Below are 25,557 nucleotides of genomic sequence, written 5' to 3' on the forward strand. Positions count from 1 at the left end.
GGGCGGTACGTTTTTTGTGAAAGCAAAAGGTGTAATTGGAAGAAGAAATTTATGGGAGATCATAAATGAAACGAAAAAATTGGTCTGTAGCAGCCCTATTGGCGTCAGTCAGTATTTTGGCTTCTGTAGGTATTGCACAGGAGGAAAATAGTGCTCCTTCTGTTATGGGGATTCCTGGGGAATCGATCAACGAAGGTGGCAAGTTCGCCCCGATTAAGTTGGATAAGTATGTATCCGATGATATGGACAAACCCGAAAAGCTGAAATGGTCGGTTTCCGGCAACAAGCAGCTCAAGGTTTCTATCTCTCCCGAACGTGTTGCAACGATTGAAATTCCGAGCAAGTATTGGAACGGTTCCGAAGACATCACCTTCATGGCTACCGACACCAAGGGTGCCGTCGGTTCTGAAACGGTGAACTTCAACGTTGAATCCGTGAACAACCCGCCCGAAGTTAAGCAGATTCCGGACCAGACCATCGACGAAGGCAAGACCTTCACCAAGATCAAGCTCGATGATTTCGTGTCTGACCCGGACCACCCGAAGAACCAGATTTTGTGGGAATTCGACATCCAACCGGTGGGCAAGGATCAAGCTGATGGCGACCTGAATGTGGAAATCGATCCGAACCGCGTCGCTTCCGTGATTATTCCTGACCCGAATTGGTACGGCTCCGCAAAGATCAAGTTTACGGCCACCGACGGCGAATACGCTAGCGATTCCAAGACGGCGACCTTCACGGTAAGGCCCATCAACGACCCGCCGGTTCTCCAGAAGATTCCGGACCAGACCATCGACGAAAAGAACGAGTTCGAATCCATTAGCCTCACTGATTACGTGACTGACGTTGATGACGATGTCATGAAGCTCAAGTGGTCCATTTCGGGCAACAAGGACCTTAAGTTCGATATCGACAAGTACGGTTCTGCAAATATCAAGATTCCGAACGAATTCTGGAATGGCTCTGAAACGGTGACCTTCACGGTGACCGACCCTGCCGGTGCGTCTGCCAAGACGACCGCCAAGTTCACGGTCAAGTCGGTGAACGATCCTCCTGAATTTGTTCAGGAAGTCCAGGACCAGACCATCGATGAAAAGCAGGACTTCAAGCCTATCGAACTGGATAAGCTGGTTAAGGATCCTGACCACTCTTTCGAACAACTTAAGTGGACCGTTTCGGGCAACAAGGATCTCGCCGTTAATATCGCCGGCAAGACCGCTACCATTAAGATTCCGAACAAACTCTGGAACGGTTCTGAATCGATCAAGTTCAAGGTCTGTGACCCGGCCGGTGCCTGCGCCGAATCCGAGAACAGCTTTACGGTGAACTCCGTGAACGATGTGCCTCAGTTCGTGAAGCAGATTCCGAACCAGACCATCGACGAAAAGAAGACCTTCGCGAAGATCAAGCTCGACGAATACGTGAAGGACGCCGACCACAAGAATTCCGAACTCTCCTGGGAAGCCGACGTGAAGCACCAGGGCAAGGAACCGCAGTCCGGTACTTTGTCTGTAAATATCGGTGACGACCACGTGGCATCCGTTGAAATTCCGGATCCCTACTGGAACGGCTCCGCTGTCGTGACATTTACGGTCTCTGACCCGGAAGGCGCAACCGCAAAGCAGCAGGTCACTTACACCGTCAAGTCTATCAACGATATTCCTGTGTTCAAGAAGATCCCGGACCAGACTATCGAAGAAAAGAACGAATTTGCTTCCGTGATGCTCGACGATTACCTCTCCGATGCCGATCACGATCTCTCCCAGTTGAAGATCGACATCGCAGGTAACAAGGACATCAAGGTTAACCTGAATAACAAGACTCGCGAAATTTCTTTCAAGACTCCGTCCGAACTCTGGAACGGTTCCGAAACCATTACCCTGACTGCTACCGACCCTGAAGGCGGCAAGGCTTCTACTCAGTTCAAGCTCACTATCAAGTCTATCAACGACCCGCCGGTCATGAAGGATATCGCTGAACAGACCATCAAGGAAAAGGGCGAATTCAAGCCGGTTGAACTCGACAAGTATGTCGAAGACCTCGACCACTCCAAGGCCCAGCTCAAGTGGACCGTGACGGGCAACCGCGAACTCAAGGTGTCCATCGACGGTAACCGCGTGATGAAGGTGACTCCGCCGTCTCCGCAGTGGAACGGTTCTGAAACGCTCACCATCAAGGTGACCGACCCGGAAGGTGCAACGGACGAACGTTCTGTCGCTTACACGGTTGAATCGGTGAACGACGTTCCTGAATTCATTAAGCAGGTTGCTCCGCAGACCATCAAGGAAAAGGAACAGTTCAAGCCTATCAAGCTTGGCGAAATGGTCCGCGATCTCGACAACAAGCTTTCTGACCTCCAGTTCACGGTTGACGTGAAGCCGGTATCCAAGGGCAACAAGGATGGCGAACTCTCTGTAGAAATCGATGCCCAGCATGTGGCTAACATCAAGATTCCGAGCAAGTATTGGAACGGTGCTGCCGAAATTACCTTCACGGTGACAGACCCCGAAGGAGCGAAGGCTTCTTCCAAGGCTCTCTTCACCGTGCAGTCCGTGAACGACGTGCCGGTGCTCAAGAAGATTCCGGACCAGATGATCGAAGAAAAGCATGAATTTGCTCCGATTAACCTCGCCGAACTCGCTTCTGACCCCGACCACGCCTTCAAGGATCTCAAGTGGACGGTGACGGGCAACAAGCAGCTCAAGATTGACATTGACAAGAATGGTGTCGCAACGATTAAGATGCCTTCCAAGAACTGGAACGGTTCTGAAAAGGTGACTTTCACGGTGACAGACCCCGAGGGCGCTTCTGCCAAGTCTGATGCTGTGTTCACGGTCAAGTCCATCAACGACCCGCCGGTCATGAAGGATATTGCTAACCAGACCATCAAGGAAAAGGGCGAATTCAAGCCAGTCGAACTTGACAAGTTTGTGAGCGACGAAGATCATGACAATTCCAAGCTCAAGTGGACTGTGTCCGGCAACAAGGACCTGAAGGTCGTGATTGACCCGAAGCATGTCGCTACGGTTACTGCTCCGAACAAGTACTGGAATGGTTCCGAAGACATTACCTTCACGGTGACGGACCCGGAAGGTGCCTCTGACAAGCGCACGGTGAAGTTTACTGTGGAATCCGTGAACGACCTGCCCGAATTCGTGAAGCCCATCAAGGACCAGGCGATTCCGGAAAAGCGTGAATTTGCGATTATCAACCTGAACGACATCGTGAAGGATGCAGACCACAAGCCTGAACAGCTCTCATGGAGCTTTGACGTGAAGCCGGCGAAGGGCGCCCCGAAGGGTTACACTCCGCAGCTTAAGGTTTCTGTCGATGCCCAGCGTATGGCAAAGATTGTGATTCCGAACAAGTACTGGAATGGCTCCGAAGAAATCACCTTCAAGGTGGAAGACCCCGAAGGTGGCAAGGCCAGCTGCACGGCTCTCTTCACTGTGACTTCTGTGAACGACGCCCCGACCATCGGCAAGATTGAAGACCAGACCATCGAAGAAAAGCAGGAATTCAAGCCGATTGACCTCGCTTCCATTATCAAGGATCCGGACCATCCGTTCGAGAAACTGAAAATTGAAGTCAACGGCAACAAGGACCTCAAGGTCGATATCAGCAAGGACGGCAAGGCCACCATCAAGACCCCGAACAAGTTGTGGAACGGCTCCGAGAAGCTCACGTTCACCGTGACCGACCCGGAAGGCGCTTCTGCCAAGGCTACGGCTTCCTTCACCGTGAAGTCCATCAACGACCCGCCGGTCATGAAGGACATTGCCGACCAGACCATCAAGGAAAAGGGCAGCTTCAAGTCTATCGCTCTCGACAACTTTGTTGAAGACCTTGACCACCCGAAGAACAAGCTCAAGTGGAAGATTGAAGGTGCCAAGGAACTCAAGGTTGCCATGGATGCAAGTCACAATGTGTCCGTGATGACTCCGAACCCGTATTGGCATGGTGCCGAAACCATCAAGTTCACAGTGACCGACCCGGAAGGCGCTTCTGATAGCCGCTCCGTGACCTTCACTGTTGAATCGGTGAACGATGCTCCGCAGTTCGTGCGCGAACTCAAGGACCAGTCCATCGACGAGAAGAAACAGTTCCAGCAGATCAAGCTTGACGATCTCGTGAAGGACCCGGATCACAAGAACAGCGAACTCAAGTGGAGCTTCGATGTGAAGCCTGCCAAGGTTGGGGCTGCTGCTCCTGCCAAGGGCAAGAAGGGTAAGGCCGAAGAAAAGGCTCCGGCTGGCGAAACGCTCAGCGTGAAGGTTGACAACAACCATGTTGCTACGATCGTGATTCCGAACAAGTACTGGAACGGTGCCGCCGACATTACCTTTACGGTAACCGACCCCGAAGGCGCCAAGGTCTCCAAGACCGCCCATTACGAAGTTCGTTCTATTAACGACCCGCCGGTTATCGCTGCTAACGCCCCGAAGGGTGAAACCATCCGTGAAAACGGCGTGTTCAAGACCATCGATCTTTCTAACCTCGCTTCTGACCCGGATCACAAGACCGCTCAGCTGAAGTGGACTGTCTCTGGCAACAAGTTCCTCAAGGTGAATATGCGTAAGGACAACACTGTCCAGATCGCAGTGCCGGATCCGCAGTGGAACGGCAAGGAAACCGTGACCTTCACGGTGACCGACCCCGAAGGCGCTTCTGCTCACCACAAGATGATTTTCGAAGTGACTCGCGTGAACGATCCTCCGGTGCTCACCAAGAAGATTCCTGACCAGAAGATTAAGGAAAAGGAACTCTTCAAGCAGATTAAGCTTGATGAATACGTGAAGGACCCGGATAACAAGCCGAGTGAACTCAAGTGGACCGTTTCTGGCAACAAGCTCTTGAAGGCTGAAATCTCTCCGAGCCGCGTGTTGACCGTGACTGCCCCGGACAAGTATTTCTGGTGCGCTCCGGAAACCATGGTTCTCGAAGTGAAGGACCCGGAAGGCGCTTCGACTTCTCAGACGGTGACCTTCGAAATCACCTCCGTGAACGACGCTCCGGTGCTCAAGAACATTCCTGACCAGAAGATCAAGGAAAAGGGTACGTTCAAGGAAATCGACCTGAACAAGTTCGTGCACGATCCTGACCACAAGCTCTCTGAACTGGTGTGGTCTGTGAAGGTTGACAAGGTGAATGCCGCTCCGGCTGCAAAGCCTGCCAAGAAGCCCGCAAAGAAGCCTGCCAAGAAGGGCAAGAAGGGCGCCAAGGAAGAAGCTGCCGAAGAGAGCGCCCCGGCTCCGGTTGACGACTTCCAGGTTGAAATCGACAGCAGGAACATTGCCCGCGTGAAGATTGCTAACAAGTACTGGAATGGTGAACGCAACGTGACCTTCACGGTGAAGGACCCCGAAGGCGCCTCTGACTCCAAGACGGTGAACTTCAAGGTTGAATCCGTGAACGACGCTCCGGAAATCAAGCCGATTCCTATCCAGAGCATCCAGGAAAAGGAACACTTCAAGCCGCTCGACCTCGCTCAGTTCATCTCTGATCCTGATCATCCGCTTTCTGCTTTGAAGATTGAAGTGGCTCCGACTCGCGCTCTTAAGGCTTCTATCAATTCTAAGAAGGAACTCGTTGTTTCCACTCCGGACAAGTTCTGGAACGGCTCCGAGAAGATCAAGCTTGACGTGACCGACCCCGAAGGTGCTCGCGCAACCCAGCAGATTACCTACGAAGTGGTGCCTGTGAACGATCCTCCGGTCATCAAGCACATTGCTGGCCAGAAGATCAAGGAAAAAGAAAAGTTCGAAATCGTCGACCTCTCCAAGGCTGCCGAGGACCCGGATAACAAGCCCAATGAACTCCACTGGACTGTGACCGGCAATAAGGACTTGAAGGTTGATATCAAGGGTAGCCGTGCGCAGATCCTGACTCCGAACCCGTACTGGTTCGGTAAGGAAACCCTCACCTTTACGGTGAAGGATATTGCCGGTGCCTCTGCTTCCGCTAAGGCGACCTTCGAAGTGACTCCGGTGAACGACCCGCCGACCCTCAAGCCGGTGCAGCCGTTCGTGATTGACGAAAAGAAGGCCTTCGCTCCGGTTGACTTCGGTAAGATGGTTTCTGATCCGGACAACAAGCTCGATGAACTTGTGTGGACTCTTGATAATGAAGTTCCTGCCCTTAAGGGCAAGAAGGGTAAGGGCGGTCCGGCCGTGAAGCATGAAATCAACTTCTCGATTGACGAAAAGGGAGTGCTCCGTGCTGAAACCCCGAATCCGTACTGGAACGGTACCGAAGTCGTGACGGTGAACGTGTTCGACCCGGCTGGCGAAAAGGCCTCTGTGCCCGTGAAGTTTACGGTGAAGCCGGTGAACGACCCGCCGGTCGTGAAGAAGATTCCTGACCAGGAAACTCTGCAGGGCTCTACCTTCAAGCCAATCAAGCTCGACCAGTATGTTTCTGACCCTGACCACAAGGTTAGCGAAATTCGTTGGGGCGTGACTGGCGCCAAGAACCTTGCCGTGCAGATTAACGGTAACCGCGAAGCTATCGTGAAGCCGAAGAAACCGGATTGGTTCGGTGAAGAAACTCTGATCTTTACCGCTAAGGACCCGGCCGGTGCTTCTGACAAGGCTATGGTGAAGTTCACCGTCAAGCATGTGAACGCTGCTCCGATTATGCGCGATATTCCTGACTTTACCATCAAGGAAGACGACAACAATGGTGTAGTGGCTGTCATTAAGCTTGACCAGTATGCTCGCGATAAGGATCACCGTTTCGATGAACTCAAGTGGAGCTTTACCGGTAACAAGTTCCTTGAAGTGAAGTACGACAAGTACAAGAAGACGGCAACGGTTGCTCAGCCGCACCCGAACTGGAACGGCAAGCCGGAACGTATTACCTTTACGGTGACCGACCCGGATGGCGCCAAGGCTTCTAAGTCTGCTCTCTTCACCGTGATTGCCGTGAATGATCCGCCGGTTGCAACCGCTCAGACTTACATGACCCAGGAAGGCGAAGAACTCAAGGTGAGCGCCTCTGAAGGTCTGATGTCTGGTGTGCAGGACCCCGATGGTGAAAAGCCGGTGTCTGTGCAACTTGTGCAGAAGCCGCGCAACGGTAAGATCAACCTGAACGAACGTGACGGTTCCTTCACCTATATGCCGAACAAGGGCTTTAGCGGCCTCGATGAATTCAGCTTCAAGGTGCGTGATCCGGGTGGACTCGCCTCTCAGGTGACGACTGCCGAAATCAACGTCTCCTTTAAGATGAAGGACCTCCGCGGTGGCGACACCAAGAAGAAGGCTGAACCGAAGGAAGAGCCGAAGGAAGAAGAAAAGGCCCCGGCTAAGGGTAAGCGCAAGAAGGGCAAGCGCCGCTAATCCATAAGTGGCCTCGCTCTGCGAGCTTCTACCAAGAATTTGAGTAAAGCTTAATAAGTGAAAATCCCGCTCCTAGAGCGGGATTTTTGCGTTTTCGGGAATTTTCCTCCCGAAATGGCTGTTGGGTGTTGAAGTCTTCAAAACGGAAAAAACTTGCAGAAGGCTTTTTTGCATCGTTTTTCGCCCCTGAAATATATTTTTGAATTGGATGCAAGGGCCTGTTGCCTATTGTAGTTTAGGGATGAATTTATGAAAAAAGGATTGTTTGGTGCTTTTGGACTTTGCCTGTGTGCCGTGATGGGTTCGCAGGCGATGTCTGCTTATGCTGCCGAAAAGGCGGCAGATTTCAGCTGGAGCAACGTGAGCATGGGCGGGGGCGGCTTCGTCTCCGCCGTGATAGCCTCTCCGGTAGACAAGGGACTGTTCTACGCCCGTACCGACGTGGGCGGCGCTTACCGCTGGAACGAATCGACGGCCCGCTGGGAATCGATGATGGACTGGGTCGATGTTTCCGAGCGAGGCCTTTTGGGAATCGAGGCCATTGCCGTTGATCCGCAGGAATCGGGCGTTGTGTATATGGTGGCGGGAACCAGTTACTGGAACAACGGCCGTACGGCGTTCCTCCGCAGTAGCGACAAGGGCGAATCCTGGGAAGTGATTTACACCTGGGACGAAGACGGTACCAAGGGCGCGAAAGTGGCGCGCTTTGGCGCACACGGCAACGGCATGGGCCGCGGAAACGGCGAAGCCTTGGCGGTCGACCCGAACGATTCGAAGATTATGTTCTATGGCTCCAAGAACAAGGGCCTCTGGAAATCGACGGATAATGGTTCGAGCTGGAGCCATGTGGATGCTTGGACCAAGGCGGCTGGGAGCGATACGACCTGGAATGGTTCGGGATTCAGCTTTGTGCAGTATGCGCCGGGCAGCTCCAAGGTGCTTTACGCCGGATTCCTGCGCGAAGGGACGACGGCCAAGGGCTCGTTCGAAAACGTGTTCACCTCGACCGACGGCGGTGCAAGCTGGCAGGCGCTCCCGATTCCGGATTCATTGCGCAGCACGGCCGGCGGGAGCATTGTGCGCCTGATGCCGCAGCGTGCGGTGATTTCGGGCGACGGAAAAACGATGACGGTGACCTTTGCCGATGGCGCAGGCCCGCATTCCATGATGTGGGACGAAGGCTGGGGCATGATTTACGACGGCTTTGGTCGCGGTGCGGTGCTGCAGCTTGATGTGGCTTCGGCGACTTGGTCCGACGTTTCTCCGGAAAACTTCCTGGACGAAGGCGGTGACGCCAAGTACGACAAGGTGGACGTGAAAGGCATGGTCGACTGCGAAGCCGCAGGCGGCACCGGCAAGACTTGCGAAGAATATTACCCCTACATTGCCCCTTATGGTGGCATAGCCATCAATCCGAAAAATGCAAATGAAATGGTGGTGACCACTGAAGGCTATCGCGGACCGCAGTTCTGGTACACGGCTACAAGCGACACCAGCGGCAAGTGGAGCGACCAGTGGGGTACTAACATTTACCACACGACCGACGGCGGCAAAACCTGGATTGCAAGCTTCAAGTATTACTGGATGGAAGGCGGTGTGTATCCGACGACCAAACAGATGGATGCCAATGGAATTGGCTGGATGCATAACGGTTCTATTCACTGGTCCGGTAGCGTTGCTATGGATCCGTTCGACAACAACCGCGTCTTTGTGACTTCGGGTAACGGTATTTTCCGCTGCGACAACTTGAGCGATTATGTGTACAAGGAAGCGGAGAATTCTTGGGAAGAACCGCAACTCACCATGAACCAGGTGTGGCATTTCTCGGCGCATGGTGTCGAAGAAACGGTGCCTTTCGAAGTAGTGAGTATTCCGGGTGGCCCGATGATTTCGATCATTGGTGACTATGACGGTTTCCGCCACGACGACATCGCGAAATATCCCGCATTCAGGCATAGGACGAATGTTGGCGGCGATTATGTATCGTTAGGCACGACGCAAGGCCTTGCCTATGCACCCAAGAGTGGTAAGCTGGCAAAGGTGGCCGACAAGCGTGCCTACGAAGGTCTGTACAATGATATTCCGATTGCTCCGGTGCAATATTCCAATGACTCCGGTAAGACTTGGACGGTGGAAACTTATACGGGGCCTGATAAGAATGCCGCTAAAGGCACCGTGGCTCTTTCGGCAAAAGGTACGTACACCATTTGGGTCCCGATGGAAGGAACGACCGATGTCTACCGCAATTACAACGGCACGACTTGGGAAAAGGTTTCGGGTATCGACAATTCTGCTTACGTGGTGGGCGATCCTGAAAACGACGACGTGTTCTACGCCTATACCAAGGCGGATGGCAAGTTCTACAAGAGCACCGATGCGGGCGCAAGTTTCAAGGCCGTGAGTACGCCTGGTGAAAGTGCGTTCAAGAAGTTCCGTGCCATTCCGGGCTACGAGGGCGACTTGTGGCTGCCAGTCGCTATTCAGGATCCGTCGAACGGAACGCCGGCAAGCGGAAAACTTTTGCATTCGACCGATGGCGGTGCTACCTGGGCTGCGGTTGAAGGCGTCGGCTATTGCGAAGCGGTGGGTTATGGCGCACCCAAGGAAAAGGGCGGCTATCCGGCAATTTACATTTTCGCAACAGTCGGTAAAGTGACGGGCGTGTTCGGCTCTGACGACAAGGGTAAAACCTGGACTCGCGTCAATGACGATGGTCACGAATACGGCGGCCTTGCCAACGGCGAATTCGTGATGGGCGACATGAATACTTATGGCGTTGTGTACATGAGTACGGCAGGTCGTGGCATTGCAGCCCGCGTACCGAGCAATTGGGAAATGGGGACATCCAATTCCGATGGCACGACAAAGGTTGCTCCGTCTGCAAAGGTCATGGCTTCCGCTTCAGTAACTTATGCAAACGGCAATCTGGAGCTTCGCCTGAATGCAACCGTTGCTCGCGTGAGCGTGTTCGACATGCGTGGCAAGAAGATTTCTAGCCGCTATTACAGCAGCTCTGCCTCGGTGCCGCTCAAGGAACTGGTGCGTGCCAAGGGCAGCTATTTTGTTCGAGTCGATAACGGCAAGAAGGTCCTGTTTGCAAACCGCGTGATTGTGACGCGATAATGAATTTCAGAATGAAAATGAAAGAAACCCTGCCGACGGCAGGGTTTCTTGTTTAAAGTTGTAAATCTTCGTATCTTGTAGAATAGCAGATTCTATAACTGTCTACTTCCTACTGTCTACTTCTTACTCTTCTTCTTGGTTTCGAGCCATTCGTCGAAGGTGATGCTGCGGTCGATGACGCCGTTCGGGGTCAGTTCGAGCACGCGGTTCGCGATCGTCTGTACGAATTCGTGGTCCTGAGAGCAGAAGATAATCGGGCCCTGGAAGGCGGTGAGGCCGTTGTTGAGGGCCGTGATGGCCTCCAAGTCCAGGTGAGCGGTCGGTTCGTCGAGCAAGAGGCAGTTCGCGTTGCTGAGCATCATGCGGCTGAGCATGCAGCGCACCTTTTCGCCACCGCTGAGCACGTTCGCGCTCTTGAGGGCTTCTTCGCCGGTAAAGAGCATACGGCCGAGGAATCCGCGGATGAACGTTTCGTCCTGTTCCTTGCTGTACTGGCGCAGCCAATCCACCAGGGAGAGGTCGCAGCCGAAGTAGGCGTCGTTGTTTTTGGGGAAGTAGCTGTAGCTGATGGTGTTGCCCCACTTGAGAACGCCATCGGGTGCCTTGGTTTCTTCGGCAATGAGCTGGAAGAAGGCTGTCTTGAGTGTGTCGTATTCACCGACGAGGGCCACCTTGTCGCCACTGTTCAGGCTGAAGTCGAAGTTCTTGCAGATGATGCCGTCGCCGCCATCGATGGTGGCGTTCTTGACTTCGAGCACGATCTTGCCCGGTTCGCGGTCCATCTTGAAGTTGACCCACGGGAACTTACGGCTGGAAGCCGGCATTTCTTCGACGGTCATCTTGTCGAGGAGCTTCTTACGGCTGGTGGCTTGCTTGGCCTTGGCGGCGTTACTGGCGAAGCGGCGGATGAACGCCTTCAATTCTTCAATCTTTTCTTCGGCGCGGCGGTTCTGGTCCTTGCGCTGCTTCTGGGCGAGCTGGCTTGCTGCGTACCAGAATTCGTAGTTACCGCCGTAGATGTTAATCTTGCCGTAGTCGATGTCGCAAGTGTGAGTGCAGACTGCGTTAAGGAAGTGACGGTCATGGCTCACGACGATGACGATGTTTTCGAAGCGTTCCAGGTAGTCTTCGAGCCAGCCGACAGTTTCCAAGTCCAAGTGGTTCGTCGGTTCGTCAAGCAACAGAATGTCCGGGTTGCCGAACAGCGCCTGGGCGAGGAGCACGCGCACCTTGAGGCCCGCGTCCAAGTCGGCCATGAGGCTGTAGTGGAATTCTTCGGGAATGCCGAGGCCCTTCAGAAGCACGGCCGCGTTGGAGTCGGCTTCGTAACCGCCGATTTCGCCGAAGCGGGTTTCGATTTCCATGGCCTGCATGCCCTGTTCTTCGGTCATTTCGGGGAGCGCGTAGAGTTCGTCGCGTTTCTTGCCGAGTTCGTAGAGTTCGGGGTAGCCCATCATCACAGTTTCAAGAACCGTATTCTGTTCGTAGGCGAAGTGATCCTGCTTCAGGACGGCGATACGTTCGCCCGGGTCCTTGGTGACCTCGCCGGTGTTGGGCTCGAGTTCGCCCGAAAGGATTTTCAGGAAGGTGGACTTTCCGGCGCCGTTCGCACCGATGACTCCGTAGCAGTTGCCGCGCTTGAAGGAAAGGTTCACTTCTTTGAAGAGAACGCGGCTACCGTATTGAAGACTGACATTAGAAACGTTGAGCATGTTTAGTAGGAAGTTTGAAGTAGGAAGTAGACAGGTTTGTTGGAAGTAGGTAGTAGGAAGTTACTGTCTACTGTCTACTTCCTACTGTCTACTCTCCGCCGAAGCTATGCTTCGGCGTTTGCTTTTTCGAGTTCACGTGCGTTGATGATGAGCATCTGCAGGCGGTTTTCGATGTTCGCGAAGCTCGTATCCGGGTCGTAGTCGAGGCTCAAAACCTGAATATGCGGGCAACGTTCCTTCACAGCCTTGGTGAGGCCGCGGCCAGAGATGTGGTTGGCAAGGCATGCGAACGGCTGCAAAATGATGTAGCTGTTGATGCCGTGCTTTGCGTTGTACAGGATTTCGCCCGGAATCATCCAACCTTCACCCGTGTTGTAGGTGGGGTCGATGATATCGGACACATAGTCCTTGAGTTCCACGCAGTCTGCATGATGTTCGTACAGCTTGAACTTGTGCATGGACTTGCGGGCGGTTTCTACAGCGTGCGTATAGACCTTTGAGGTCACGCCGCCTTCGAGACGGTCCATCATCGGGTTTGCAGAGAATCCGCGTTTGATCTTTTCTTCGCGCACCACTTCGTCGACGCGGAAGAAGTCTGTCATGCCCGGCAGGTAGACTTCCATGCCGTTGTTCATCAGGTAGTTTTCTACAAAGCCGTTTGCACTCGGGTGGTAGTTCATCAAGATTTCGCCAAGCACGGCAACGCGCGGCTTGCGGATGCCCTTCTTGCGTTCTTCGGTGATTTCGATACCGTTGAACGCCTCGATGCATTGTTCAAAGACTTCGATGAGCTTGGAGGGACGCACCAGCTGCACGGTGGAAAGGTGACCTGCAACGCCAATCACCTTCGGCATCCATTCGTCGTAAACCTTCTGGGTGTCGCCGGCGTTCACTTCGTAGGGGCGCACGGCGCGGTACATGGTTTCGATAGCGTCCATGGTCACGAGGCCCCACAGCATGTGGAGTCTGAAGTCGAGACCCAGCTGGAAGCCCGGGTGCATTCCCTTGTAGTCCACGCCGGTGGTAATGATGGTCACGTCCTTGAAACCTGCTTCGTCAAGGGCCTTACGGGCCAGCACCGCGTACTGCACGGCGCGGCAGTTTTCGCAGTTCTTGGCAAGGCACATGGAAACCTGGTTCTGCGGAACTTCGGGGTGTTCCACCAGCCAGCGGAGGGCTTCGCCGATGTTCACCTGGCAGGGGAAGCAGATGTCGTTGTGCACGTACTTCTTGCCGAGTTCGATGGCCTTGCGGTCGGCTACCGGCAGGTATTCGGCGATGTAACCTTCCCGCTTCATGTACTCGCTGGCGAGCACGGTAAAGGCGGGGGAGAGGTTCGGTGTCAGAATGCGGCGACGCTTCTTGTCTTCGGGCAAGAAGGGCGTATGGAACAGGGGCTCGTGGCTTTCAGGCTTGTCGGGCAGGTTTGCTGCACGGCGGGCCTTTACGGTTTCGATAAAGCTCTTGACACGAATTCCCACGGGGCCGCGGGCATCGCCTTCGTCGAGCTTGAGCATGAGCATTTCCTTGTTGGAATCAAGGTGCAGCATGCGCATCATTTCGTCGGTCAAAATCGAGTCGTGTCCGCAACCGAAACTTACGATCTGTGCAAGTTCGATGTTCGGATCCTTCGCGGCAATCATGGTGGCACCAATCATGCGCAAGTGGAAGGTGTTCTTGATTTCGATACGGGTGTGGCTCGGCACATCTTGGTCGAAAACGCCGGGGAGCGATTCGGTGGTGAGCACCGGAATGCCCATGGCGGTAAAGTGGCTTGCGATGTTGTGGTTGATGAGCGTGTCCGCATGGTAGGGGCGGCCTGCAATCACTACGGCAAAGGAGTTCTTCGCGCGTACATCGTCGAGAATCTTCTGGCCTTCTTCCAAAAGCGTGGTGCGGTAGTTGTTGAGTGCCTTCTCGCCTTCGGTAACGGCCTTGTCCAAAAGTTTCTTGTCGAGCTTCCAGTTTTCGTGGAACCAGTCAATAGTCTGGCTTCTGCGGAGCTTGGCGTTGAACCAGTGGAAAATCGGCTGGTCCATGGGTACGCCGTAATTCTTTTCGGGCTCGTCGGTGTTCTTGCAAACGTTCGGGTAGGCTTGCACCACCGGGCAAACGGACGTTGCCGTGAACTTGGTGTGGTCACTCGGGACTGCAACCATCATCGGGAAGAAGATGCGGTCCACCTTCTTTTCAATGAGGCTGAGCACGTGGCCGTGCACCAGCTTTGCCGGGAAGCAAACCGTGTCGCTGGGCACGCTGTGGAGCCCCGCTTCGAACATCTTGTAGTCGCTCTGGCGGCTTACCACGACGGTGTAGCCGAGACTCGTAAAGAAGGCCTTCCAGAACGGGAGTGATGCCCAGAATTCGAGCACGCGCGGAATACCGATGGTCTTGCCGTTGTTTTCCACGAGCTTTGCCGGAGCGTAGTCCTTGACCAACAGCTGGTTCGTGCGCTTGATCATGTCGGGCACGGATTGCATCTTCTTGTTGATTTCGGCGATGAGTGCCTTGGTCTTCGGATCGTTCGGGTCGGCGGTGACTTCGCCGCGTTCGCAGCGGTTACCCGTCACGAAGCTTTGGCCGTCGCTGAAGGTCACGATGGTACGCGAGCAATGGTTGGTGCAGTACTGGCAGAGCTGACCCGGCTGGTTGTGCCAGCTGAAGGTCTTCATGGCGTCAAGCCCGATAAAGCGGCTCTTGAGTTCCGGTTCGGTCTTGCGCTTTTCTTCCATGAACTTCTTGGTAAGGAGAGCGATACCGATAGCGCCCATTTCACCTGGGCGTTCCGGACGGATTGGCTTGAGGCCTGTGTACTGTTCGAAGGCGCGGAGAACGGCATTGTTCTTGAACGTACCGCCCTGCACCACGACCTTCTTGCCGAGCGTGTTCAGGTTGCGGATACGGATGACCTTCGTAAACACGTTGTTGATGATGGAGCGGCAGATGCCCGCGATAATGTCTTCGGGCTGCTTGCCGTCGCGCTGTTCCGTGATGATGGAACTGTTCATGAACACGGTGCAGCGGCTGCCTAACTGGGAAGGACTCTTCGCGTTGAACGCGAGTTCTGCAATCTTTTCCATCGGAATGCCGAGGCTGCGGGCATAGGTCTCGATAAACGAACCGCAGCCGGAAGAGCAGGCTTCGTTCAGTATGATACCCGTGACCACGCCGTCCTGCACGGAGATGGCCTTCATGTCCTGGCCACCGATGTCGAGGATAAAGCTTACGTCGGGGCAAATCTTCTGGGCGGCGTTAGCGTGTGCGACCGTTTCCACCGTGTGGAAGTCGGCATGCACGGCCTTCGCAAAGAGCTGTTCGCCGTAACCGGTCGTACCGACACCGAGAATGTTGAGCTTGCAGCCGTATTCTTCGTAACGGTCGCTGAGTTCGTTGAGGGCGTTCTTGAGCACCTGCAGCGGTTCGCCGTTGTTGCTCGCGTAGAAACCATCCACGATGTTTTCTTGTTCGTCCATGAGCACGAACTTCGTGGTGGTAGAACCTGCGTCGATACCCAGGTACACGTTGAGCGTAGAGCCCGATACGGGCTGCGGGTAGTGGTTGCCGGCCATCTTGTGTTCTTCGAGGAACATCTTGTATTCGGCTTCGTTCTTGAAGAACAAGTCGGCAGCGGCCTTGGCCTTGTTTTCGGCCTGGCGTGTTTCGTTAAAGTGGATGAGCGCGTCCAGGGAGCCTTCCTTGCGGTAGAAGCATTCCTGGTCGGCGAACATGGAGCCCAAGGAGAGGGCTGCACCCATGGCCACGAGCACTTCGGAGTGTTCCGGCACAATGGCCTGTTCGTCGTTAATGCCCAGGCGTTCCTTGAAGGCGCGAACAAGCGTCGGGTTGAACGTGAGCGGGCCACCTTCGAAAATCACGGGCGGCTTGATTTCCATACCCTGGGCAAGGCCACCGATGGTCTGCTTGGCAATGGCATGGAAGCTGGAAAGGGCGATATCTTCCTTGGCGATGCCGTTGTTGAGCATCGGCTGGATGTCGGTCTTGGCGAACACGCCACAACGGCCCGAAATTTCGTAGACCTTCTGGCCGCGCTTGGCAAAGCCTTCGAAAGCTTCGGTCTTGATGCGCAGAAGTTCGGCCACCTGGTCGATAAATGCACCCGTACCGCCGGCGCACACGCCGTTCATACGCATGTCCGAGGCAATGAGCTTGCCGGTAGTCTTGTCTTTTTCGAAGAATACCACTTTTGCATCTTGACCGCCGAGTTCAATGGCGACCCTAGATTCCGGGTAAGTTGCACGCACCGCAAGGGCGTTTGCCACGACTTCTTGCACAAAGAAGGCGTGGGTGGCTTCGGCGAAGGGCTGACCGCCACTGCCGCAGAAGGCGACTCTGAAATTCTTGTCGGGGAAAAGTCCGTGGGCCTCACGCAGCACCTCGAAAACCTTCTGTGCCTGCATGGCATTGTGGCGCTGGTAAGTATAATGCAAAAGCTTGTTGGTCTCTGGATCGACAACCGCGATCTTCACGGTGGTGGAACCAACGTCCACGCCGACCCATAAATCGTTCTTCAAATTGCTCATAGTGGGCACAAAGATAGAAAAATGTAAACTTTTTAAACTGCTTTTTATCGGCTGAAATTGCCGAAAATCAAGAAAATGAAAAAAGGGAAAATTTTCCCGCGCTTGGCGACCTTTTTTTCGCCGAGTCTACCGCTATTCTTTATTGCTATATTTCGCTCTATGAACTACCTTGCGCTTGACTATGGTGAGCACCGCGTTGGGGTCGCATTTGCCGATTCCGAATTCCGTATGGCTTTTTCGCGAGAAACGATTGACCAGAAGATGACAAACCTGTTTGTTCGCCTAGACGAGTTGGTGAAAATCAACAAGGTCGACGCCTTTGTGGTGGGAATGCCGTATCACCCCGATGGCCGCAAGGACGGCAAGAACGTGGTGGTGGAAAAGTTCATCGAGGACTTGAAAACGCGATTCCCGGGCATGCCTGTGTACACGCAGGACGAATCGTATTCCAGCGTGCAGGCGCAAGAAAAAACTTCTTACTTTAGCAAGAAGAAAAAGCAAAAGAATAAGGCGGTCATCGATCAACTCGCTGCCGCCATTATATTGCAGAGGTGGTTAGACGAACAAGTTTAAATGGATCGCTTCGGGGCTTTAAGCCCCCTCGCGATGACGTTAAGAAGAGCAAATCCTGTCTACTTCCTACAGTCTACTTCCTACTCTTTATATTTCTTGATAATCACGACACCGTTGTGACCGCCGAACCCAAGTGAGGCGGACGCGGCGACGTCGATGTTGCCTTCGACACCCTTGTTCGGAACGTAATCGAGGTCGCATTCCGGGTCCGGAGTCTCGTAGTTGATGGTGGCGGGGTAGAACGAGTCGCGAATCGCAAGAGTCGAGACGATGGCCTCGCACACACCGGCGGCACCCACGCAGTGGCCTGTCATGCTCTTGGTGCTCGACACCTTGATCTTGTAGGCGTGTTCGCCGAGGGCGACCTTGAGCATGGCGGTTTCGGTCGCGTCGTTCAGGTGCGTCGAGGTTCCGTGGGCATTGTAGTAGTCGATGTCGGTCGGGGCAATGCCTGCATCCTTGATGGCGCGGGTGAGTGCCTTTGCGCAAGTTTCTCCACCCGGGCGAGGGCTCGTGATGTGGTAAGCGTCGGCAGAAGCTCCGTAGCCAGCGAGTTCGGCGTAAATCTTTGCGCCGCGGGCCTTGGCGTGTTCCAGTTCTTCGAGAATGAGCACGGCACCGCCTTCACCCATCACGAATCCGGAGCGGTTCAAGTCGAACGGGCGGCTGGCCTTTTCCGGGCAGTCGTTGAATTTGTCTGTAAGGGCGTGCATGCCGGCAAAGCTCTTGATGCTGTAATCGGTAATGCCACTTTCGGAACCACCGGCAAGGCAGATGTCCAAGCGACCCGAGCGGATTGCGTCGAGGGCGACACCGATAGCATCGGTGCCCGAAGCGCAGGCGGTGCAGACCGTGTGGGCCTGGCCTGTAATGCCGAGGGCGATAGACACATTTGCGCCCGCTTCGTTCGGAATCAGCTGCGGCATGGCCAAGGGCGATACCTTGCGCTTGCCGCCATTCATGTACTGCGTGTAGGTGGAATCGATAATGTCCATGCCACCGAGGCCTGTACCAGCGACAATGCCCGTGGTATCCTGGGCTAAGTCTTCGGGCGTAAGGCTTGCGTCTTTGACTGCTTCTTTGGAGGCGGCGAGCAGGAACTGCGTGAAGCGGGCCATGCGGCGGGCTTCCTTCGGGTCGATATCGTGCTCTTCGGGCTTAAAGTCCTTGACTTCGGCCGCAATCTTTACCGGACAGCTGCTTGCGTCAAAAAGCGTGATGGGGCCAACGCCGCACTTGCCTTCGCGAATGGCTGCCCAAAAATCGTTGATGTTCTTGCCAACGGGAGTCACGGCTCCCATACCAGTGATTACTACGCGTCTTTTAGTCATGTGCACAAAGATAGAAAAACATCATTTTATGCCGGTTGAAAAGTCTTGTTTTTGTTCATTTCCTCAATAATTTATTCTGAGAATAAAGAAAATAATGAACCACACGGATTAGAAATGCCTAACGGCATTTTAGAAAAAATATATAAACTGATTTTGCGTTAGCAAAATCGAATCCGTGTGACACTACCGGGGGGGAGGGGGCAAAGCCCCCTCTTACCCTTCAGACTTTTCTTCGGTCTTGGGCTGCTCCGCATTGGCTGCGTCCTTAGCGGCGTTAGCGTCTTCCTTATCCTTGTCGCGGATAGAGGCGCGACGGATTTTTCCGCTGATGGTCTTCGGCAGTTCCGACACGAAGTCGATGATACGCGGGCTCTTGTAAGAGGCTGCCACGTTCTTTGCGAACAGCTGGATTTCTTTGGCGAGTTCCTTCGAGGCTTCGTAGCCCTTCTGGAGCACGACGGTTGCCTTCACGGCCTGTCCGCGGGACTTGTCTTCGACGCCAGTCACTGCAACTTCCAAGACGGCGGGGTGCTTGTGGAGCACTTCTTCGACTTCGAAGGGGCTGATGCGGTAGCCGGAACTCTTGATCAAGTCGTCGGTACGGCCCACGAACCAGAAGAAACCATCCTTGTCGCGGGTAGCGGTGTCGCCGGTGTGGTAGACGCCGCCCTCGAAGACTTTCTGGGTGCGTTCTTCGTCGCGGTAGTAGCCGCCGAACATGCCGAAGGGCTTGCCTTCGTCAATCTTGATGATGATTTCGCCGACTTCATCGGGGCCGCAGCTGTTGCCATCGGCATCCACGATGTCCATGCGGTAGCCGGGGGAGGGCTTGCCCATAGAACCCGGGCGTGGTTCCATCCATTCGAAGTTGCCCGTCGTAAGCGTCAGTTCGGTCTGGCCGTAGCCTTCGTGCAGGCGGAGCCCCGTCTTTTCGAAGAACTTCTTGTAAATGTCGAGGTTCAATGCCTCGCCTGCGGTGGTGCAGTACTTGAGGCTTGAAAGGTCGTACTTTTCAACGCCGTGCTGCAAAATGTAGCGGTAAACAGTCGGCGGCGCACAGAAGGTGGTCACCTTGTATTCCTGCATCTTTTCGAGCAACTTGCCCGGAATGAACACGTTCATGTCGTAGGTGAATACGGCAGAACCTGCAATCCACTGGCCGTAAATTTTGCCCCAGAGCGCCTTGGCCCAGCCGGTTTCGGCAACGGTTAAGTGGCGGCCTCCGTCAATCACGTTCTGCCAGTACTTCGCGGTCACGATGTGGCCGAGCGGGTAGCTGAAGGTGTGGGCGACCATTTTGGGGTTGCTGCTGGTGCCACTCGTAAAGTAGACAATCATAATGTCGTCGTTGTGCGTGGCAGCATCGCCTGTGGGGCGTGGGAAACTCGGCGGGCAGATTTCGTAGTCGTCGTAGAAGTTAATCCAGTTCTGACGGGACTGTCCGATGGTCACGAGCGTTTCGACAATGTGCGTGTGTTCGCAGGCGGTGTCAATTTCCTTTTGGAGCGCCGGATCGTCGTAAGAGACGACCATCTTGATGTCGGCGGCCTTAAAGCGGTATTCCAGGTCTTCGGCGGCGAGCATGTTGGTTGCCGGAATGGCAATTGCACCAATGCGGTGGAGCGCCAAGAGGAAAAACCAGAATTCGTAGCGGCGGCGCAAAATCAGCATCACGCGGTCGCCTTTCTTGATTCCCTTTTCTACCAAAAAGTTCGCGGTGCGCTGCGAGGCAATCGAAAGGTCCTTGAAGGTAAAGATATGGCTTTCGTCGTTGTCATCGCACCAGACTAAAGCTTCACGCTTGGGTTCGGTCTTCGCGTATTCGTCGACCACGTCGTAGGCGAAGTTAAAGTCATCGGGAATATTGAGCTTAAAGTTTTCGTAGAGATCCTCGTAAGAGGAGTACTCGGTTCGTGTTAGGAATCTATTGAGTATCATGTGTGTCTCTCCGGCCTCTTATAGATCCTGGTACATGATTTTTTCGCGGTGCCTAGAGGCAAATTTCACGAGCGAGAGTAGATTTTGTTCGCCCATGGCCTTCATGTCGCCGGCGTGAATCACTAGGCGAGGGGTCCCCCTGTAAATAAGGAGGGCGAGGCGCGAGAAAACCTGCATGGCTCCGAGGAGGGCCTGCGGGAAAATTGAGAAGGTCAAAATCTGCGAGAAAGACTGCTTTACTTTCTTACCGACTTTGCGGTAAATGTAGAGCATGTCTTCGTAGAAGTTGAATTCTTCGAGCACCTGCTTCTTGAGGTGCTTGTTGTCGAGCCAAACCGGGGCAATGAATCCGGATGGGCGGCCAAAGCCGTGTGCCTTCCAGAGGGCGATGCTTCGGTTCAGGAGCATTTGCGAAAGTTTCTTGTTCAGGCCTGCAAATTCGGCCCCGTTGTGCGAAATGGCGAGCGCGAGCTTGCCGATGGGATTACGCTTGATGAACAGGTCTGCGTTGTGGCGCACACCGTGGAGCAAGATTTCGTAACCTTCCTGCACGAATTTTCCGATTTCTTCGCGGAAGGCGTCGGCTTCGGATTCAGGGACGCCCCCGATAGAGGGAACGACGGCAATCGAGATGGGTGAACCGGCGGCAGCGGCAATCTTTCGAATTTCTTCGGCGGATTTCTTGCAGTTTTTCACGTTAAAATTATGATAGCACAGCAGGTACTTCTTCTTTTTGTGAAGAATGGCTTCGGCGGCGCGGATGTCGGCAATGTCCTTGTTGATTTCCATAAGGGTAACCTAATTGAATTTTACGCCATATATATAGAAAATGTGGCTAGAAAAGACTTAATTGTTCGTTCGGGTTTTGAACGTCATTGCGAGCCCTGGAGGGACTTGGCAATCCATTTTCGGAGTTGTTTTCAGCGTTGTTTACAGAATCTGTAACGGATTCGTCTGCGCTGGAGGCGATTTGCTGTAAAAGCCAGGCTTCGTCATGCACGGGAATGCCGAGCTCGTTCGCCTTCGTGAGTTTGCTTCCGGCCGCATCGCCGGCGAGGACCCAGCTCGTCTTCTTGCTTACGGAGCCACTGACCTTGCCGCCGTTTTCTTCGATGAGTTTGCGGGCTTCGTCACGGTCCATGCTCGGGAGCGTTCCGGTGATGACGGCGGTTTGCCCCTGGAACAGCGTCTTTACAACGCCCTTGAATTCGGTGGGGCAGCCGAGGGATACGAGTTCGTCAATTTCGTTCGTGTAGAGCGGCGTGTGGAAGAAGTCGTAGACTGATTTTCCGATGCGTTCGCCGACGTCGGTGACGTTTTGCAAGTCTTCGACGGTGGCGGTACGGATCGCTTCGAGCGTGCGGAAGTGCTTGGCGAGGTTTCGGGCACTGGTGCGGCCTACGAATCGAATTCCGAGGCCGTGCAACAGGTTCTCGAGGCTACGTTCCTTCGAAGCGGCAATGGCGTCGAAGACGTTCTTGGCGCTCTTCTTGGCCATGCGCTCCTGCGATTCCAGGTCTTCGAGTGTGAGGCGGTACAAGTCCGGAATGCGCTTGATTTTGCCCGTGGCAATCAGGCTTGCGATAAGGGCGGGGCCCAAGTTCTCGATGTTCATGGCCTCGCGGCTCACGAAATGCTCGAAGAGGCATTGGACTTGCGCCGGGCAGTGCATGTTTTCGCAGCGGAGAATCACTTCGTCGTCGATGTGGGTGAGCGGTTCTCCGCAGACGGGACATTTTTCGGGGGCGGTCACGGGGACGGCCCCCGCCGGGCGGAGTTCCTTCTTGACATCGGTAATCTTCGGGATGATTTCGCCGCCCTTCTCGACGCCGACGGTGTCGCCGTAATGCAGGTCCAAGCGCGAGACTTCGTCGAAGTTGTGGAGGGTGGCGCGCTTGACGGTAGTGCCCGCGAGGCGCACGGGGGCAAGGTTTGCCACGGGCGTCACGGCCCCGGTGCGGCCGACCTGGAATTCTACGGAGAGGAGCGGTGTGTAGGCGCGCTCGGCCTTGAACTTGTAGGCGATGGCCCAACGCGGGCTCTTGCTCGTGGTGCCGAGGGCGCGCTGCATGGCAAGGTCGTTCAGCTTTACGACCATGCCGTCGATTTCGAAGGGGAGGCTGTCGCGGCTCGCGCCAATCTGCTCCGAAATCTTCATGATTTCGTCGGTGGTATCGGCTGTCCAGTAGTCGTTCGTGTGGAACCCGAGCTTCTTGAGTTGCAGCAGGTTCTCTTCGTGCGTCTTGTTGTTGCTCTGCGGAATGTGGTAGGCAAAGAATCGCATCGGACGCGTTTTGCATTCGGCCACGCTCTTGAGCTTGAGCGAACCCGAGACCGTATTGCGCGGGTTCTGGAAAATTTTCTTGCCTTCTAGGATGAACTGCTCGTTCAGGCGTTCGAAGGCCTCGCGTTCCATGTAGACTTCGCCGCGGACTTCGAAGGTACCCTGCGGGATTTCGCTCGGGTCAATCTTCAGTTTTTTCGCGTCAAAATATTCGGGAATGTCCGCAATCGTGAGCGCGTTCAGGGTCACGTCGTCGCCCTGGGCTCCATCGCCGCGGGTGGCCGCCTGCTTCAAGCGCCCATTCTCGTAGACAATCGAAAGCGAAACGCCGTCGATTTTCCGCTCGCAAATCCATGTATGAGGTGTGAGGTCGCGACCTTCGGTCGCTTTGGGGTTTGAGGTTTGGGGGGCAAGGGCTGAAATTCCGTCCTCGGCGGCTTTCACGAACTCAGCCATTTCTTCGGCGCTGTACACGTTCGCGATACTGAGCATCGGAACCGCATGTGCGACTTTCGCAAAGTCATTCGTCAGGTCACTGCCGACCCGCTGCGTCAGGGAATCCTTGCCGCGCAGCTCCGGGTATTTGGCTTCGAGCGCTTCCATCTCCTTGAGCCCGAAGTCGAAATCCTGGTCGCTCATGGGGGAGATGCCATCCTCGTAATAAAGGCGGCTCGCTTCTTCCAGCTGTTTCTTTAGCTCAAAATACCGGGTGCGGTCAATGTCTTTCTGGTCCATACCTGCTAATATAGAAAGAGTTTAAGGTAGTGAGGTGTGGGCTCGTGCCTGCGGCACTTTGAGGTATGGGCTATATTATCGGCGTGCCGAAGGCGTTATACAAACATTTTGATTCCGATTGAAATCAAAATAATTCCTGCGATGATTTCAGGAATCTTTGTCTTGAATCGTTTGGCGGCGTGACGGCCGATTTCGTACCCGAGAACGCCCATGATAAAGCTTGCAAGCGCAATGGCGCTGGTGGCAAGAATCATGTTCGCGTTCAAGAATGCAAACGAAATTCCGACGGCGAATGCGTCAATACTTGTCGCGACCGAAAGCAACAGAATGTTTGCGATTGTCAAGTTTTTCGCGGCAATCTGTTCGCCTTCTTCTTCGCACGCATCACCACGGACGGCTCCCCAAATCATGCGCCCGCCCAGAATGCAAAGGATGGTGCAGGCGATGGGAGTGCCCACGGAATTGAACCAGCGCTCGGCGAAACTCCCGAGGAAATACCCGAGCAGCGTCATGCCGCCCTGGAAAACGCCAAAGCTAACCGCCTGGAGCATGGCGCGGCTGTACTTGATTCCTTTCTTTGAAAGTCCAGTAGCAATGGCGACCGCGAAGCAATCCATCGCCTCTACAATCGCGATAATGATGATTTCAATAATGCCCATTTTACTTACTGAATTTATACCTACCCAGCAAATCGAAATATCTAGCCTTCGGCGAAATCTTTACCGCCGGACGTTGCTTGCGAATGGCGGTGGTGCTGTTTGGATCAACGAAAAAGAGTTCTTGAACGACTATATCGTTTTCAAAGACCTTTATAGAAAATCCTTTTTCATTCTTATTATAGACCATTACATGTTCTAAAGAGTCGTTACTATATTCATAGCATTTTAGGTCGTCAGCAGGATCTTCTATAATGTAGGCATATTCTATTTCTCGATCTGCTTCGGAACTGTAGTTATCTATGTAGATATAAATAAGGGAATCATTTCTAGAAAGATATTCGTAATAGTAATCGAAGGTTGAATCCATGCAGGAGGAGAAGAATTCTGTTTCTTTATAAAACATAGCTTGGTCAAGTTTGCCATTGATATAGTGCTTTCGAACCCAAAAAGTGGTGTCTCCAACAGTTGAATCAGAAATTAGCCCTTCCAAGCCTTTTTTAGAAAGGACACTTTCATCTTTGGATACATGGATGTAATCAACATCAAGATAGATATTTACAATTTCCCCGACATAGCCGTTGATTATTTTTTCAAGGTAGCCATTGTTGTAAGAAAGTTTGACATATCGTTCTTCTCTTATAGAGTCCAAAGATCTATTCAAGTATGCAGAATATACAGAATCAAGGTATGGAGTATTTTGTGGGGTTGACAAAAAATGTGTTTGGGCATTGAACCACGCTTCGGTACATGTATTCGCTGCGGCAAAACCTGCCAAAAGCATTAAGCAAAATAAGATTTTTTTCATTTGTGTCTCCTATGTGTAAAAATAAAAACATATATTTGACACGTGGGGCTCTCGCTCCTGAAGGATGGTGTTTTAGTGAAATTGCGCGTCGCAGCATTTGTATTTGGAGTGGCATGTACGCTTTTTGCGGTAGATGCAGTCTCGAATTTGTCTGTGCTTCCGCCGGTTACGCCTGAACTTAAAACGCAAGCCCAGGAATACTATAACTACGAATGTAAGGCCTGCCACCGCTGGGCACGCAAGTTTGCCGCCCCGCCGATGCGCGACAATGTGGAGCATTATGCCGAAAATCCGGAAGGCATGGTGCGCTACCTGATGCACCCGACTCCGCAACACCCCGAAGAATGGCCGGCCATGGAAATCACTCCGCTTACCGAAGAACAGGCGAAAATGATGACGGCATGGCTCCTGTACATTCTCAAGAATCCGGATGATCCGGGAAGGCCGAAGTAAAGTGTGTAATGTGGGATGTGGAATGTGTAATTAAAAATGCAAAAAACAACTCGGCATAACATT

Annotated in this window: 12 protein-coding genes; 4 read left to right on the forward strand and 8 right to left on the reverse strand. The window is 53.7% G+C overall.

All coding sequences use genetic code 11. The features are described from left to right. Positions 1 to 65: 65 nt before the first annotated feature. Positions 66 to 7,340, forward strand: coding sequence for a tandem-95 repeat protein (locus BUC02_RS11415; protein WP_083564577.1), 7,275 nt, complete (start codon positions 66 to 68; stop codon positions 7,338 to 7,340). Between the two features lie 249 nt (positions 7,341 to 7,589). Next, positions 7,590 to 10,463: a T9SS type A sorting domain-containing protein gene (locus BUC02_RS11420; RefSeq protein ID WP_073322696.1), complete on the forward strand. Its 2,874-nt coding sequence runs from the start codon at positions 7,590 to 7,592 to the stop codon at positions 10,461 to 10,463. A gap of 116 nt (positions 10,464 to 10,579) precedes the next feature. On the opposite strand, the gene BUC02_RS11425 is transcribed toward BUC02_RS11420, so the two are convergent. Then, on the reverse strand, positions 10,580 to 12,175 hold the full coding sequence (locus BUC02_RS11425; RefSeq protein WP_073322698.1) for an ABC-F family ATP-binding cassette domain-containing protein: 1,596 nt from the start codon (positions 12,173 to 12,175) through the stop codon (positions 10,580 to 10,582). 104 nt (positions 12,176 to 12,279) lie between these two features. Continuing rightward, positions 12,280 to 16,716: an acyl-CoA dehydratase activase gene (locus tag BUC02_RS11430; RefSeq protein WP_073322700.1), complete on the reverse strand. Its 4,437-nt coding sequence runs from the start codon at positions 16,714 to 16,716 to the stop codon at positions 12,280 to 12,282. A gap of 159 nt (positions 16,717 to 16,875) precedes the next feature. Here BUC02_RS11430 and ruvX point away from each other — a divergent pair, with 159 nt between their 5' ends. After that, positions 16,876 to 17,289, forward strand: a complete 414-nt coding sequence (gene ruvX, locus BUC02_RS11435; protein WP_175549855.1) for a Holliday junction resolvase RuvX — start codon at positions 16,876 to 16,878, stop codon at positions 17,287 to 17,289. 80 nt (positions 17,290 to 17,369) lie between these two features. Here the strand turns inward: ruvX and fabF are convergent, their stop codons facing one another. The 6 genes from fabF to BUC02_RS11465 all read right to left on the reverse strand — a co-directional run bounded on the left by fabF (position 17,370) and on the right by BUC02_RS11465 (position 25,041). Continuing rightward, a complete protein-coding gene (fabF, locus tag BUC02_RS11440; protein WP_073322704.1) occupies positions 17,370 to 18,620 on the reverse strand; it encodes a beta-ketoacyl-ACP synthase II in 1,251 nt (416 codons plus the stop codon). A gap of 213 nt (positions 18,621 to 18,833) precedes the next feature. Next, complete coding sequence (locus tag BUC02_RS11445; RefSeq protein WP_073322706.1) at positions 18,834 to 20,558, reverse strand: AMP-binding protein; 1,725 nt, start codon at positions 20,556 to 20,558, stop codon at positions 18,834 to 18,836. 18 nt (positions 20,559 to 20,576) lie between these two features. After that, the gene (locus BUC02_RS11450) at positions 20,577 to 21,347 is read right to left on the reverse strand and encodes a DUF2334 domain-containing protein (protein WP_073322708.1); all 771 of its coding nucleotides are present in this window, start codon (positions 21,345 to 21,347) and stop codon (positions 20,577 to 20,579) included. Between the two features lie 46 nt (positions 21,348 to 21,393). Next, a complete protein-coding gene (gene ligA, locus BUC02_RS11455; RefSeq protein ID WP_254794203.1) occupies positions 21,394 to 23,577 on the reverse strand; it encodes an NAD-dependent DNA ligase LigA in 2,184 nt (727 codons plus the stop codon). Between the two features lie 95 nt (positions 23,578 to 23,672). Continuing rightward, positions 23,673 to 24,236 (reverse strand): manganese efflux pump MntP, encoded by a 564-nt coding sequence (locus tag BUC02_RS11460; protein ID WP_073322710.1) that lies wholly within the window; start codon positions 24,234 to 24,236, stop codon positions 23,673 to 23,675. 1 nt (position 24,237) lies between these two features. Further along, the gene (locus BUC02_RS11465; RefSeq protein WP_139261133.1) at positions 24,238 to 25,041 is read right to left on the reverse strand and encodes a hypothetical protein; all 804 of its coding nucleotides are present in this window, start codon (positions 25,039 to 25,041) and stop codon (positions 24,238 to 24,240) included. 75 nt (positions 25,042 to 25,116) lie between these two features. Here BUC02_RS11465 and BUC02_RS11470 point away from each other — a divergent pair, with 75 nt between their 5' ends. Further along, a complete protein-coding gene (locus BUC02_RS11470) occupies positions 25,117 to 25,494 on the forward strand; it encodes a c-type cytochrome (RefSeq protein WP_139261134.1) in 378 nt (125 codons plus the stop codon). Positions 25,495 to 25,557: the final 63 nt, after the last annotated feature.

The organism is Fibrobacter sp. UWOV1 (genome assembly GCF_900142495.1).
Taxonomy (GTDB): domain Bacteria; phylum Fibrobacterota; class Fibrobacteria; order Fibrobacterales; family Fibrobacteraceae; genus Fibrobacter.